This window comes from Rhizobacter sp. P5_C2 (assembly GCF_054049715.1).
In genome coordinates, this window is sequence record NZ_JBFULV010000066.1 from 23,617 (window position 1) to 36,894 (window position 13,278).

Consider the following 13,278-nt stretch of genomic DNA (forward strand, 5'->3'; position numbering starts at 1 on the left):
GCCGGGGTGTCAACAACGAGGCGTCACAGATCGAACTGCAGCGCCGCCAACCGCGCATAGAGCCCGCCGGCAGCCGCCAGTTCCGCATGCGTGCCGGTTTCGACGATGCGCCCGTGCTCCATCACGACGATGCGATCGGCGCGCTGCACCGTGGCCAGGCGGTGCGCGATCACCAGCGTCGTGCGGTCCTTCATCGCCGATTCGAGCGCGGCCTGCACCATGCGCTCGCTCTCGGCATCCAGCGCGCTGGTGGCCTCGTCGAGCAGCAGCAGCGGCGGGTTCTTCAGCATCGCCCGCGCGATGCTGATGCGTTGGCGCTGCCCACCCGACAGCCGCACGCCGCGCTCGCCGAGGAAGGTCTGGTAGCCCTCGGGCAGGGCGCTGATGAAGTCGTGCGCGAACGCGGCGCGCGCGGCGGCGATCACCTCGTCGTCGCTCGCTTCGGGCCGGCCGTAGCGGATGTTCTCGAGCGCATTGGCCGAGAAGATCACGCTGTCCTGCGGCACGATGCCGATGCGCTGGCGCAGCGCCTGCAGCGCGGTGTCGCGCACGCTGACGCCGTCGACCGCGACCCGGCCCTCGGCCACGTCGTAGAAGCGCAGCAGCAGCTGGAACACCGTGCTCTTGCCGGCGCCGCTCGGGCCGACCAGCGCGACCGTCTCGCCCGGCCGCACCTGCAGCGTGAAATCCGCCAGCGCCGCATGCTGCGGCCGCGACGGGTAGCGGAAGCTGACGCCTTCGAGCGCCACCGCCGAGCCGCCGCGGGTGGCCGGCAGCGCCGCGGCCTGCGCCGGCGACGCGATCGACGAACTCGTGGCCAGCAACTCCATCAGCCGCTCGGTGGCGCCTGCCGCGCGCAGCAGGTCGCCATACACCTCGGCCAGCACCGCGACCGAGCTGACGAGGATGATCACGTAGACCACCGTCTGCCCCAGGTGGCCGGCGCTGACCTGGCCGGCGATCACCGCCTGCGTGCCCTGGTACAGGCCCCACAGCAGCGCGCCGAAGGTCGCGGTGATGATGAAGGCGACCAGCCCCGAGCGCACCCGCGTGCGGCGCACCGCGGTGGCGAAGGCGTTCTCGGTCGAGTCGCTGAAGCGCCTGGCTTCGCGCGCCTCCTGCGTGTAGCTCTGCACCACCGGCACCGCGTTCAGCACCTCGGCGGCAATCGCGCTCGAATCGGCGACGCGGTCCTGGCTGGCGCGCGACAGCTTGCGCACGCGCCGCCCGAAGTACAGCGACGGCAGCACCACGATGATCAGGATGCCCAGCACCTGCGTCATGACCAGCGGGTTCGTGATGATCAGCATCAGCATCGCGCCCAGGCCCATCACCGTGTTGCGCAAGCCCATGCTGAGGCTGGAGCCGACGACGGTCTGCACCAGCGTGGTGTCGGTGGTCAGCCGCGACAGCACCTCGCCGGTCTGCGTGGTCTCGAAGAATTCGGGGCTCTGCTCGATCACGTGCGCATAGACGGCGCTGCGCAGGTCGGCGGTGACCCGCTCGCCGAGCCAGGTCACCATGTAGAAGCGCGCCGCCGAGAACACCCCGAGCGCCGCGCCGACGCCGAACAGCGCGAAGAAGTGGCCGCGCAGCGCGAGCAGCCGCTCGCCGGGATCGGAGGCGACCAGCCCCTGGTCGATCAGCGACTTCAGCGCGGCCGGGAACACCAGCGTCGCCACCGCGGCCATCACCAGGAAGACGACGGCCAGCCCGATGCGCCCCCGGTACGGCCGCAGGAAAGGCATCAGCCCGCTGAGGGATCGGACGTCGCGAGCGGGCGCCGGGGTGGTCGCCGCCGTGGGCGCGTTCGAGGGCGCGGTCGTGGAAGAAGTGGGCATCGGGAGGAGCCGTATCGGCAAGCTGTGGCGAAAAGGCGCCACGCACTGTAGCCGAACAAGGCCGGGGCAAAGGCGGCCTTGACAATGACTGCCTAAGCAAATAAAGTCCAGGCATCGAGATAGCCAACGGACCCCATCCGACCGCCATGAGCCGCAGCCCCGTTCCCGCCGACTTCTACAACCGCGACGCGTATTGCGCCGAGGAGAGCGTGGGCTACCTGATGAAACGGATCATGCTGTCGATCAGCTCCCAGGTCGACCAGAAGCTGGGCGCGCACGGCCTGACCAGCGCGCAATGGGGCCCGCTGTTCAAGGTCTTCCACTCGGGCCAAGGCAAGGCGACGGTCGCCGAGCTGGCGCGCTGGCTGCAGTCCGATGCCGGCGCCACCACGCGCCTGCTGGACCGGCTGGAGCGCAAGGGCCTGTGCAAGCGGGTGCGCAGCACCGAAGACCGCCGGGTCGTCGAGATCGAGCTGACGCCGGAAGGCGAGGCCTCGATCGCCGAGGTGCCCGCCGTTCTGGCGGAGGTGCTCAACGCCCATCTGGCCGGTTTCTCGAAGACCGAATGGCAGGCGCTGAAGATCTACCTGCAGCGCATGCTGGCCAACGGAGAGGCGTTGCGCGACGAGGCCTGAGGCCGGCCGCGCGACACCCGTCAATTACACGAAAAGCCGAACGAGGTGGACCATGTCGTCCCAATGCTTGCCTGAGCAAATACAGCCGAAACAACCATCTGACAGAAAGTCTGGTCTCATGTCCGCGATCCCTACCTTGCAGACCCTGCGTGCGCACCGCGAGCTTCCGGCGCTGACCGCGCTGGTGGTGGCGCTGGCTTCCACGCTGGTGCTGACGCTGGCCGGCTGCGCCAGCACCAACGGCATCGCGCCGGGCGCCAAGCTGGTCGAGCCGGCCGCGGTCGGCCTGGCCGACCAGGCCGATGCCGCGTCGCCGGCCATCGAGGCCAGCTGGTGGCAGTCGTTCGGCGACAGCACGCTGAACGGCCTGGTCGACAAGGCGCTGACCGGCAGCCCGACCCTGAATGTGGCGCAGACCCGCATCACGCGGGCCCAGGCCGCGATCGACAACGTGGCGGCGGCCGACGGCCTGCAGGTCACCGGCCAGTTCGACGCCACCCGCCAGCGCTTCACCGAGACCGGCCTGGTGCCGCCCCCGATCGGCGGCACGATGCAGACCACCGCCACGCTGCAGGCCGGCGCGTCGTGGGAGTTCGACTTCTTCGGCCGCAACCGGGCCGCGCTCGATGCCGCCCTCGGATCGCAGCGTGCGCAAGAGGCTGAACTGCAGGCCGCGCGCGTGCTGCTGGCGGCCAACGTCTCGCGCAACTACGTGCAACTGGCGCGCCTGCTCGAGCAGCGCGATGTCGCGACCCGCTCGCTGCAGCAACGCGACGACATCCTGTCGCTGATCCGCCAGCGCGTGCAGGCCGGGCTCGACACCACGGTCGAACTGCGCCAGGGCGAGGGCGCCTTGCCCGAGACCCGCCAGCAGGTCGAGGCGCTGAACGAGCAGATCGCGCTGACCCGCCATGCGCTGGCCGCGCTGACGGCGCAGGCGCCGAACGCGCTCGACGCGCTGAACCCGCGCCTTCAACCGGTGCAGGCCGTGCCGCTGCCGGCCAACGTGCCGGCCGACCTGCTGGGCCGCCGTGCCGACATCAGCGCCGCGCGCTGGCGTGTCGAGGCGGCCACCAGCGACGTCAAGTCGGCGCGCGCGCAGTTCTACCCGAACGTCAGCCTGACGGGCTTCGCCGGCTTCTCCAGCATCGGCCTCGACAACCTGCTGAAGTCCGACAGCCAGCAGTACGGCATCGGCCCGGCGATCCGCCTGCCGATCTTCGACGGCGGCCGGCTGCGTGCCAACCTGCGCGGCAAGTCGGCCGACCTGGACCTGGCGATCGAGAGCTACAACGCCGCCGTGCTCGACGCGGTGCGCGACGTGGCCGACCAGATCAGCTCGCTGCAATCGATCGAACGCCAGCAGAAGGAACAGGCCAGCGCGCAGGTGTCGGCCGAAGCCGCCTACGACATCGCGACGCAGCGCTACAAGGCCGGCCTCGGCACCTACCTGGTCGTGCTGAACGCCGAGTCCACGGTGCTGACGCAGCGCCGCCTGGGCACCGACCTGAAGGCGCGCGCGCTGGACACGCAGGTGGCGCTGATCCGCTCATTGGGCGGCGGCTACACGGTGGCCGCCAAGACGGCCACCGCGGCTGCGCCGGTGCGCACCGCGCAGGCGCTCTGATCCCGAGCCGCTTCGATCCGAATTTCCATACGAACACAGCAAGACCTCCGGAGAACCTTTCATGACCTCCCCCCAAGACAACACCGCTCCCGCTGCAGTCGCCCCCGCCGGCAACCCCACCCGCAAGAAGGCCCTGACCGCCGTGGCGGCCGCCGTCGCCGTGCTCGGCGTGGCCTATGGCGCCTACTACGCGCTGGTGCTGAACCACTACGAATCGACCGACAACGCCTACGTGCAGGGCAACGTCGTGCAGCTGACGCCGCAGGTCGGCGGCACCGTGCTGGCGATCAACGCCGATGACACCGACTTCGTGAAGGCCGGCCAGCCGCTCGTCAGGCTCGACCAGGCCGACGCGCAGGTCGCGCTCGACCAGGCCGAAGCCCAGCTCGCGCAGACGGTGCGCGAGGTGCGCACGCTGTTCGCGAACAACTCGACGCTGAAGGCGCAGATCGCGCTGCGCGAGGCCGATCTGGCCCGTGCGCAGGCCGACCTGGTCCGCGCGCAGGACGACGTCAGCCGCCGTGCCCCGCTGGTCGCCAGCGGCGCCGTCGGCAAGGAAGAGTTCAACCACGCGAACGCGCAGCTCGCCGCGTCGAAGAGCGCCGTCGCCGCCGCGCAATCGGCCTCGCTGGCCGCGCGCGAGCAGCTGACGTCGAACCAGGCGCTGACCGACAACACCTCGGTCGAGGAGCACCCCAACGTGCAACGCGCCGCGGCCCGCGTGCGCGAGGCCTACCTGGCGCTGCGCCGCGCCGACCTGCTGTCTCCGGTCGACGGCTACATCGCCAAGCGCAGCGTGCAGGTCGGCCAGCGCGTGCAGGCCGGCGCGCCGCTGATGTCGGTGATCGCGCTGAACCAGCTGTGGGTCGATGCCAACTTCAAGGAAAGCCAGCTGAGGAACCTGCGCATCGGCCAGCCGGTCACGCTGCAGGCCGACGTGTACGGCAAGAAGGTCGAGTTCCGCGGCAAGATCGAAGGCCTGGGCGCCGGCACCGGCTCGGCGTTCTCGCTGCTGCCGGCGCAGAACGCCACCGGCAACTGGATCAAGGTGGTGCAGCGCGTGCCGGTGCGGGTCGCGCTCGACCCGAAGGAACTCGCCGAGCACCCGCTGCGCGTGGGCCTGTCGATGGATGCGAAAGTCGACGTGAGCAACACCGACGGCAAGATGCTGGCCGACGTGCAGCGCAGCTCGGCGATCGCGCAGACGACGGTGTTCGACCTGGTCAACCAGTCGGCCGACGGCGAGGTGCGCAAGATCATCGCGAGCAACCTCGGCCATGCGCTGAAGGCCGACACCAAGGTGGCGCGCCGCAGCGAGGTGGCCACGCCAGCCGCGTCAGCGGCCAGCGGCGAGACGGTCGCCTCGTCGGCGGTTGCCGCCGCCGTCAAGCTGACCCCGGTCAAGCAGTAAGCCTGACAAGTCCTGGAAGCACAGCGGAGTCTTTTCCCCATGTCATCCACCACCGCCGATGCGGTGTCCGGCGCCGACGCGCCGGCACCCGCGCCCGCCCCGGTCGCGCCGCCGCGTCCGGCGGCCCATCCGCCGCTGACCGGCAGCCAGCTGATCCTCGGCACGATCGCGCTGTCGCTCGCCACGTTCATGAACGTGCTCGACAGCTCGATCGCCAACGTCTCCATTCCGGCCATCGCCGGCGACATGGGCGTCAGCCCGAACCAGGGCACCTGGGTCATCACCTCGTTCGGCGTCGCCAACGCGATCTCGGTGCCGCTGACCGGCTGGTTCACCCGCCGCTTCGGCCCGGTGCGGCTGTTCATGGCCAGCATCCTGCTGTTCGTGTTCTCGTCGTGGCTGTGCGGCCTCGCGCCGAACATCGAGACGCTGATCGCGTTCCGCGTGCTGCAGGGCCTGGTGGCCGGCCCGATGATCCCGCTGTCGCAGACGCTGCTGCTCGCGAGCTACCCGGCCGCCAAGGCCGGCACCGCGATGGCGATGTGGGCGATGACCGTGCTCGTCGCGCCGGTGGTCGGCCCGTTGCTGGGGGGCTGGATCACCGACAACATCTCGTGGCCGTGGATCTTCTACATCAACATCCCGGTCGGCATTCTCGCGGCGATGTTCACCTGGTCGATCTACCGCACCCGCGATGCGCTGCCGCAGAAGGTGCCGCTCGACTACGTGGGCCTGGGCCTGCTGGTGCTGTGGGTCGGCGCGCTGCAGGTGATGGTCGACAAGGGCAAGGAGCTCGACTGGTTCCAGTCCGGCCAGATCATCACGCTGGGCGTCGTCGCGGTCGTCGGCTTCCTGTTCTTCCTCGCGTGGGAGCTGACCGAGAAGAACCCGATCGTCGACCTGCGGCTGTTCGCGCGGCGCAATTTCTGGCTGGCCACGGTCGCGCTGTCGGTGGGCTATGGCCTGTTCTTCGGCAACGTGGTGCTGATGCCGCTGTGGCTGCAGCAGTACATGGGCTACACCGCCACCTGGGCCGGCATCGCGCTGGCGCCGGTGGGGGTGCTGGCGATCCTGCTGTCGCCGTGGGTCGGCAAGAACATCGGCAAGGTCGATCCGCGGCGCCTGGCCACGGTGGCCTTCCTCGGCTTCGGGCTGGTGCTGTGGATGCGCTCGCATTTCAATACGCAGGCCGACTTCAACACCATCCTGGTGCCGACGATCCTGCAGGGCGCGGCGATGGCGTTCTTCTTCATCCCGCTGCAGGCGATCATCTTCTCGGGCTTGCAGCCGCACCAGATGGCGGCCGCGGCCGGGCTGAGCAACTTCGTGCGGATCACCGCCGGCGCGATCGGCACGTCGATCTTCACGACGGCGTGGGAGAACCGTGCGGTGCTGCACCATGCGCAGATCGCCGAGACGGTGAACGGCAACAGCATCGCCGCGACGCAGACGCTGTCGAACCTCGGCGCCACCGGCTACAGCCCCGATCAGGCGCTTGCGACGGTGAACCGGCTGGTCGACCAGCAGGCCTACACGATGGCGGCGACCGACCTGTTCTACCTGTCGTCAGCGCTGTTCATCCTGCTGATCGGGCTGGTGTGGCTGACGCGGCCCAAGAAGGGCGGCGGCGCGGGCGGGGGCGGGGCTCACTGAGGCAGATCGTTCGACTGCGGCGAGTCGCCACCGGTCGGGTTGTAGCGTTCCAGGAAGCGCTCCTTCGGGGGCGATACGGGCACGATGCCGTATTTGAGGCCCAGGTGTCCCAGGGCCGATTTTTGCGCGGCAAACACGTTGGGGACGCTGAGCTCTCTGCCGGTGGGCAGTGTGCCGGTGCATGGCGATACAGGACGCATGTGATTTCCGAGTCAGGGTAGACGTTGATTCGAATGCCCGGGTAGGGCCGCTTGCTGAGTAACGTGCCCGCGTCATCGGTTCACTCGCCAGCGTCAGACATGTGACCCCCACCCCGTCTGCTCGTTCGCTTCGGCGCATGGAACCGAACGCGTGCCCGCGTTACTGACGCAAGCCTTCACAGCGCGAGTGGTAAGTGAGCGCCTTGCAGATCCTCCTGGACGAATTCGCCCGCCGCATCGGAAGCTCGCCTTTCGACGTGGTGGCCGACCAGGCACGCTTCGTCTGCAACGAACGCTTCGCCGTCGACCTGTTCCTCGACACCCGCTGCGAGTGCGTTCGCATCGGCACGCAGGTCGGCCATTCGCTGGTCGCGGCCCCGGCGCATGAGGGCTACTGGGGCTGCGTGTCGCGCGCCCAGCAGGAAGATCCCCGCTTCGAGGTCTGCTGGAACGGCTACACCGGCGAGATGCTGAGCATGTCGGCGATGCCGATGACCGGGCTCGACATCGAGGTCTTCATGGTCTGGGTCGAGCGCTTCCTCGATCGATCGACCGAAGTGGCCGACGCCTGGCTCGCCGCCGAGAACCCTCGCTCCTGCGGCCTGCCACTTTCCGACTGCCGCAGCTTCGCCTGATCGATCAGGCGGCCAGGGCGTACTGCCTGAACTGCCCGCGCCCGGCGTTCCTGGCCGCGCAGAGCGCCTCGTCGGCGTGGTGCATCACCTCGGCGAACGCGAGGCCGTGCGTCGGCCACACCGCCGCACCGATGCTGCAGCCGACACGCAGGTTGTTCAGCGTCAGGTAGTTCATCGGCCGGCGCATGTCGTTGACGATGCGCTCGGCCAGCGTGCGCGACAGCGCCGCGCCTTCGCCCGGCGGACAGGTGATCAGCACCAGGAACTCGTCGCCGCCGAGGTGGAACGCGAAATCCTGCTCGCGGCCCAGCTTGCGCAGGCGCCTGGCCACCTGCACCAGCACCTGGTCGCCGGCCTCGTGGCCGTGGCGCGCGTGGATGGGCTGGAAGCCGTCCAGGGCCAGGCACAGCAGGCAGACCTCGATCCGGGCGGCCGCGACGTCGTCGGCCAGCCGCTCGGTCATCTCGGCCAGGAAGCTGCTGTTCCACAGGCCCGTCAGCGGGTCGCGCAGCGCGCGCTGTTCGAGCGTTGGCACGGTGGGGTCGCGGTCCGTCAGCGTGTCCTGCAGGCGGACGACGGTGGCGGCGATCTGCTGCACGTTGTTGCGCCGCCGTGGCTGCACACAGGGCGGACGCGGCGCGCCGTCGCCACGGCGCAGCGCCTGCGCGGGTTCCTCGACCGGCGCGACCAGCAGCGGGATCCACCAGCAGGCCGCCAGCGCGCACAGCAGGCCGATGCCGATGCTCCACCCCAGGGCCCACGGCGGCCGGAGCGCCAGCGACACCAGCGTCAGCAGCACGCCAATCCCCACGCCGGCCTGCGGGCGCAGCGTCCGCAGGCGCGGTCGCGGAAGGTGGGCGGGGTGGATCACGCACGAATTGTCGACCTGCCGCCGCCCCCCCGATGTGCGGAGAAGCAGGCGCGAGGTCCGCCACTTCCGGGCATCCAACGCTAGGATGCCGCGTCCACCAGACCGGGAGATCCCATGAACCTGCCCCAGAGCGCTGCGCGTCTTGTTCCGTTGTCGGCCTCGTTGGCTGCCGCGCTGGCGCTCGCGGCCTGCGCCAATGTGCCGAACCCGTTCGGTGGCGATGCCGCCCCGGCGCCCGCAGGTGCCGAGGCCCCGGCCGCCGCACCGGCCGTCGCGGCCACGCTGCCCGAGGTGCCCAGCGCCGCGCCCGCCGCACGCACCGCGGTGCTGAACAGCACGTATGCGATCGACGGCGCGATCATGCCGGTGATGCGCGGCCAGCAGCTGACCGAAACCCGCACCGACATGCGCCGCAACGACAGCGTGCTGAGCTTCGACAACCGCCTGCTGCGAACCTTCGCCGGCGACACCCGCTCGTCCGACATCACGCGGCTCGACCGCAAGCTGGTGTGGACGCAGAACATCGCGAAGAAGACCTACACCGAATGCCCGCTGACCGGCTGCCCGCGGCCGGCGCAGCCGCAGCCCGACAAGCCGAAGCAGCCCGACCAGCCATCGAAGCCGTCCGAGCCGTCGTGTCCGCTGGTGCTGAAGAAGAACGAGCTGAAGGTGGTGGCCACCGGCGAGCGCAAGGCGATCAGTGCCCTCAACAGCGAGCGCTTCCAGATCAACTGGGTGATGGAACTGGAGGACCCGCAGGGCCGGCGCAACAGCAACCGGGTGCAGCTCGACCTGTGGACCACGCCCGAGGTCGGCGCGGTGAAGGAGGTGCAGGCGATCACGCAGGCCTTCCAGTCGCGCCATGCGGCCGCGGTGTCGGCCGGCGGCGAGCATCCGTTCGGCAAGTACCTGCCGAAGGAGGTGATGGGCTCGATGGGTGCGCTGCTGCGCAACCTGGGCGGTGCCAACGCTAAGACGACCGCGGCCTGGGGCAACGAGCTGAAAAAGGTGCGCGGCTACCCGATGGCGATGGCGCTGTCGTGGACGGCCGACGGCAACACCTGCGGCGACGACGCGTCGGCCGCGCGCGGCAACACCTCGGCGCCGAGCGTCGGCAGTTTGCTGGGCGGGCTGATGGGCGGCGGTGGTGGCGACGGCAAGCCCGCCGGGGGCCCGTTGCTGAGCTACAGCTACGAGGTGAAGACGCTGGATGTGAAGGTGGTCAGCGACGGCTGGTTCATGCCGGACGCCGGCTTCCAGCGGGCGCCGTGACCGCAGACTTGTTCGATCCGATCGACGATGGGCCGCCGTCGCAGCAGGTGATCGCCGACGGCGCGGTGTTGCTGCGCCGGCTCGCGTTGCCGCGCGCACCCGCGCTGCTGGCCGACCTGCAGCCGGTGCTGGCGGCCGCGCCGTGGCGGCACCTGGTGACGCCGGGCGGGCAGCGCATGTCGGTCGCGATGACCAACAGCGGGCCGCTCGGTTGGGTGTCCGACCGGCGCGGCTACCGCTACCAGGCCACCGATCCGCTGAGCGGCGCGCCGTGGCCGGCGATGCCGCGCAGCTTTCGCGAACTGGCGGTGCATGCGGCCGCCTGCGCCGGCTTCGACGGCTTCGAGCCGGATGCCAACCTGATCAACCTGTACGCGCCGGGCGCGCGCCTGTCACTGCACCAGGACCGCGATGAAGCGGACTACGACGCGCCGATCGTGTCGGTGTCGCTCGGGTTGCCAGCGGTGTTCCTGTTCGGCGGAACGCAGCGCCAACAGCCGGTGAAGCGGCTGCGGCTGGCGCATGGCGATGTCGTCGTGTGGGGCGGGGCCACGCGGCTGGCGTTCCACGGGGTGATGCCGCTGGTGGATGGCGAGCATCCCGCCACCGGGCGCTCGCGGATCAACCTGACGTTCAGGCGGGCAGCGCGTTGAACGATGCACGTTTTGAAGGTCAACCCGATTGACTACTGTGAGTAGTGCGAATACTCCGCCATTTGCGTCAATATGTCTTGAGCTTCGTTGTACGAGTTCGTGTCAGCGTGATTCTTGCCCATCAGATCGACGGTTTTGTTGATTCCGATGAATACTGGGCCAAATTGGCTTGGGACGTGGAAATTTTCTTTGTAAAACAAAGTCAATAATTTCTCTCGCCTGGCGGTTCCCATGCCTGACTTGAACTTCACGACCAATTGATAACACTCATTTCTCGGGCTTGGTAAAATACACACCAACCCTTCATTGAGAGCGGCTTCGCAGTCGGGGCCAAGATTGGATGCAACCGTGTGGCTTGTGGCGATCGAGATGTCGCGGTTTGTCATGACCGACTTGAGCAACTCCTGAGCTGCGGCACGGCTGTGGTTATTCTCCGGATCGAATCCCAGCAGCCTGACAGAATCATTGGTCTCAAAATACGCGGTCTTTTCGCCATTGAAAGCAATCTGATAATCGCCGTCACGTTCATGAACAATGATGTTGATCTTCTTTGCTTTTGAAGAAATTCCTTCAATATGCTCCCGGAAAACATCATTGGAGTGGACGTTGCACTTAACCACATTTATCCAGTTTTGCTTGTTGGCCACCGTCGGTGTAATGCCGAGTTCTTCTAGCATCTTCGACGAATTTATTTTAATTTTATCTACATGGTCGTGCAAAGGAATGGAAGCCGTAGGTTCTATTGCTGTCGTCTGAGTTGATGGCTTCTTACTTGATTGAATCGGGTACATGGGGTAATGCGCTGAAGCGTGTAGTGGCAAATGACCCTCATGAGTCACCAGCGCGCCTGCCAGGTTCCAAGCAGGAACGACCCGTCAAGTTGTCGCGACCGCAATCACCGTGGCGTGATGGTCCGCGAGCGATTGCACATGCAAGGCGCAGTGCACGGCTTCATGCGTCACCGTCAGGCAGCGCCGCTCGGGTGCGAGCCCGGCATCCACCGCCTCCGGCGGAATCGACAAGCCGCTGCCGATCGCCTTCAGGCAGGCTTCCTTGCGCGTCCAGCCGCGCATGAAGGCGAGGTCGCGTTGATCCGTCGGCGTGGCCAGCAACTCGTGCTGCTCGGCCGCGGTGAAGTTGCGCTCGGCCAGCGCGATCGCGTCGCGCATCGGGCGCAGCACCTCGACATCGACGCCGATCTCGGTGCCCGCCGGCGCGTCCGGTGCCACCGCGATCACTGCCACGTCGTCACTGTGGCTCATGTTGAAGACGCAGGCGGCCGGCGCTTGCAGGAAGGGTTTGCCGAACGGGCCCGTGCCGAACACCAGCGCGGCAGCCGGCAGCCCGGTCTGCTGCGCAAGGATCGCCCGCAGCGCGACGTGCGAAGCCAGGTGCCGGCGCCGCAGCCCCTCGAACGCGAAGCGTGCGCCGCGCGCGATCTCGTCGGCCGACAGCGTCGCGAGTGCCGCAGCATCGGGCATCTCGTCCAGCCGCAGCCACCACACGCGCAGGCCGAGCGGTGCGGGCAACTCGATGAAGGGCAGCGGGCTCAGAACGCCTCGTCCGGCCGCAGGTAGCGCCACTGCCCGGTCGGCAGGTCGCCCAGCATCACGCGGCCGACGCGCACCCGCTTCAGGCCCAGCACCTCCAGCCCGACCGCTTCGCACATGCGGCGGATCTGGCGCTTCTTGCCTTCGCGCAGCACGAAGCGCAGCTGGTCGTCGTTGACCCATTCGACCTGGGCCTCGCGCAGCGGCTCGCCGTCGAGCTCGAGGCCGTGCTTCAGCAGCTCGAGCTCGCTGTCGGGCAGCGGCGTGCCGTCCGGGCGCTGCACGCGCACCAGGTACTCCTTCTCGATCTCGCTGTTCTCGCCGATCAGCTGCTTGGCAACGCGGCCGTCCTGCGTCAGCACCAGCAGGCCGACGGAGTCGATGTCGAGCCGCCCGGCCGGCGCGAGGCCGCGCAGGTGGGTGTGCAGGAAGCGGGTGCCGGAGTTGTCGTCGTGCCACTGGTTCTCGGGCTTCACCAGCACATAGGCGGGCTCGTAGCCGTCTTCGGCCTGGCCGCTGACGTAGCCGACCGGCTTGTTGATCAGCACCGTGACGCGCTGCGCCTGCTGGTGGCGCGCCTGCGCATCGACGGTGATGCGCTGGCCGGGCATCACGCGCGAGCCGAGTTCCTTGACGACCGAGCCGTCGACGCGCACCCAGCCCTTCGGGATCCATTCGTCGGCCTCGCGGCGCGACGCGATGCCCAGCTCGCTCATGCGCTTGGACAGGCGCAGGCTGCCAGGTTGCTCGGCGTGGTAGACCGGCTCGTCGTCGTCGCGTTCGAAGCGTTCACCGCGGCGCTGCGGGGCCGGGCGGTTGTGGCCGAACGCGGTGTTGCGCGCGGCGGGGGTGTCGCGCGGACCGGTGTTGCGGGCGCCGCGGTCGGCGGGACCCGCATCGCGCTGGCCGCTGTGGCGAGGGGTCGGGTTG

The 13,278-nt window shown here is 68.7% G+C and carries 13 protein-coding genes; 7 read left to right on the top strand and 6 right to left on the bottom strand.

The window, feature by feature from the left end:
* Positions 1-23: 23 nt before the first annotated feature.
* Positions 24-1,748 (bottom strand): ABC transporter transmembrane domain-containing protein, encoded by a 1,725-nt coding sequence (locus ACXJLU_RS22230; protein WP_457334726.1) that lies wholly within the window; start codon positions 1,746-1,748, stop codon positions 24-26.
* A 239-nt stretch (positions 1,749-1,987) separates the two neighbouring features.
* Between ACXJLU_RS22230 and ACXJLU_RS22235 the strand changes: the two genes are divergently transcribed.
* The 4 genes from ACXJLU_RS22235 to ACXJLU_RS22250 all read left to right on the top strand — a co-directional run bounded on the left by ACXJLU_RS22235 (position 1,988) and on the right by ACXJLU_RS22250 (position 7,167).
* Positions 1,988-2,476, top strand: a complete 489-nt coding sequence (locus ACXJLU_RS22235) for a MarR family winged helix-turn-helix transcriptional regulator (protein WP_457334728.1) — start codon at positions 1,988-1,990, stop codon at positions 2,474-2,476.
* 118 nt (positions 2,477-2,594) lie between these two features.
* Entirely contained in the window at positions 2,595-4,103 is a 1,509-nt protein-coding gene (locus ACXJLU_RS22240; RefSeq protein WP_457334730.1) for an efflux transporter outer membrane subunit, read from the top strand.
* A gap of 61 nt (positions 4,104-4,164) precedes the next feature.
* On the top strand, positions 4,165-5,514 hold the full coding sequence (locus tag ACXJLU_RS22245; RefSeq protein WP_457334732.1) for an HlyD family secretion protein: 1,350 nt from the start codon (positions 4,165-4,167) through the stop codon (positions 5,512-5,514).
* Between the two features lie 39 nt (positions 5,515-5,553).
* Positions 5,554-7,167: a DHA2 family efflux MFS transporter permease subunit gene (locus ACXJLU_RS22250; protein ID WP_457334734.1), complete on the top strand. Its 1,614-nt coding sequence runs from the start codon at positions 5,554-5,556 to the stop codon at positions 7,165-7,167.
* On the opposite strand, the gene ACXJLU_RS22255 is transcribed toward ACXJLU_RS22250, so the two are convergent.
* Positions 7,161-7,367 (bottom strand): hypothetical protein, encoded by a 207-nt coding sequence (locus ACXJLU_RS22255; RefSeq protein WP_457334736.1) that lies wholly within the window; start codon positions 7,365-7,367, stop codon positions 7,161-7,163. The genes ACXJLU_RS22250 and ACXJLU_RS22255 overlap by 7 nt on opposite strands.
* A gap of 203 nt (positions 7,368-7,570) precedes the next feature.
* Between ACXJLU_RS22255 and ACXJLU_RS22260 the strand changes: the two genes are divergently transcribed.
* Positions 7,571-8,002 carry a hypothetical protein gene (locus ACXJLU_RS22260; protein ID WP_073468471.1) on the top strand — a complete coding sequence of 144 codons (432 nt, stop codon included), beginning with the start codon at positions 7,571-7,573 and terminating at the stop codon, positions 8,000-8,002.
* A 4-nt stretch (positions 8,003-8,006) separates the two neighbouring features.
* Here the strand turns inward: ACXJLU_RS22260 and ACXJLU_RS22265 are convergent, their stop codons facing one another.
* Positions 8,007-8,873: a GGDEF domain-containing protein gene (locus ACXJLU_RS22265; RefSeq protein WP_457334738.1), complete on the bottom strand. Its 867-nt coding sequence runs from the start codon at positions 8,871-8,873 to the stop codon at positions 8,007-8,009.
* A 114-nt stretch (positions 8,874-8,987) separates the two neighbouring features.
* Between ACXJLU_RS22265 and ACXJLU_RS22270 the strand changes: the two genes are divergently transcribed.
* Both ACXJLU_RS22270 and alkB read left to right on the top strand, forming a co-directional pair.
* Positions 8,988-10,145 (top strand): hypothetical protein, encoded by a 1,158-nt coding sequence (locus tag ACXJLU_RS22270; protein WP_457334740.1) that lies wholly within the window; start codon positions 8,988-8,990, stop codon positions 10,143-10,145.
* Entirely contained in the window at positions 10,142-10,798 is a 657-nt protein-coding gene (alkB, locus tag ACXJLU_RS22275) for a DNA oxidative demethylase AlkB (RefSeq protein ID WP_457334742.1), read from the top strand. The genes ACXJLU_RS22270 and alkB overlap by 4 nt, the downstream gene beginning before the upstream one ends.
* 32 nt (positions 10,799-10,830) lie before the next feature.
* On the opposite strand, the gene ACXJLU_RS22280 is transcribed toward alkB, so the two are convergent.
* The 3 genes from ACXJLU_RS22280 to ACXJLU_RS22290 all read right to left on the bottom strand — a co-directional run bounded on the left by ACXJLU_RS22280 (position 10,831) and on the right by ACXJLU_RS22290 (position 13,064).
* Positions 10,831-11,589, bottom strand: coding sequence for a hypothetical protein (locus ACXJLU_RS22280; RefSeq protein ID WP_457334744.1), 759 nt, complete (start codon positions 11,587-11,589; stop codon positions 10,831-10,833).
* An 84-nt stretch (positions 11,590-11,673) separates the two neighbouring features.
* Positions 11,674-12,327, bottom strand: a complete 654-nt coding sequence (locus ACXJLU_RS22285) for a 4'-phosphopantetheinyl transferase family protein (RefSeq protein ID WP_457334746.1) — start codon at positions 12,325-12,327, stop codon at positions 11,674-11,676.
* A 20-nt stretch (positions 12,328-12,347) separates the two neighbouring features.
* Positions 12,348-13,064, bottom strand: coding sequence for a pseudouridine synthase (locus ACXJLU_RS22290; RefSeq protein ID WP_457334748.1), 717 nt, complete (start codon positions 13,062-13,064; stop codon positions 12,348-12,350).
* Positions 13,065-13,278 lie beyond the last annotated feature (214 nt).

Bases quoted from the DNA above. Each gene is read 5' to 3' on its own strand.
- ACXJLU_RS22245 (WP_457334732.1), top strand. From the start codon at position 4,165: ATGACCTCCCCCCAAGACAACACCGCTCCCGCTGCAGTCGCCCCCGCC.
- ACXJLU_RS22290 (WP_457334748.1), bottom strand. From the start codon at position 13,064: ATGAGCGAGCTGGGCATCGCGTCGCGCCGCGAGGCCGACGAATGGATC.
- ACXJLU_RS22255 (WP_457334736.1), bottom strand. From the start codon at position 7,367: ATGCGTCCTGTATCGCCATGCACCGGCACACTGCCCACCGGCAGAGAG.
- ACXJLU_RS22240 (WP_457334730.1), top strand. From the start codon at position 2,595: ATGTCCGCGATCCCTACCTTGCAGACCCTGCGTGCGCACCGCGAGCTT.
- ACXJLU_RS22235 (WP_457334728.1), top strand. From the start codon at position 1,988: ATGAGCCGCAGCCCCGTTCCCGCCGACTTCTACAACCGCGACGCGTAT.
- ACXJLU_RS22270 (WP_457334740.1), top strand. From the start codon at position 8,988: ATGAACCTGCCCCAGAGCGCTGCGCGTCTTGTTCCGTTGTCGGCCTCG.
- ACXJLU_RS22280 (WP_457334744.1), bottom strand. From the start codon at position 11,589: ATGTACCCGATTCAATCAAGTAAGAAGCCATCAACTCAGACGACAGCA.
- ACXJLU_RS22230 (WP_457334726.1), bottom strand. From the start codon at position 1,748: ATGCCTTTCCTGCGGCCGTACCGGGGGCGCATCGGGCTGGCCGTCGTC.
- ACXJLU_RS22250 (WP_457334734.1), top strand. From the start codon at position 5,554: ATGTCATCCACCACCGCCGATGCGGTGTCCGGCGCCGACGCGCCGGCA.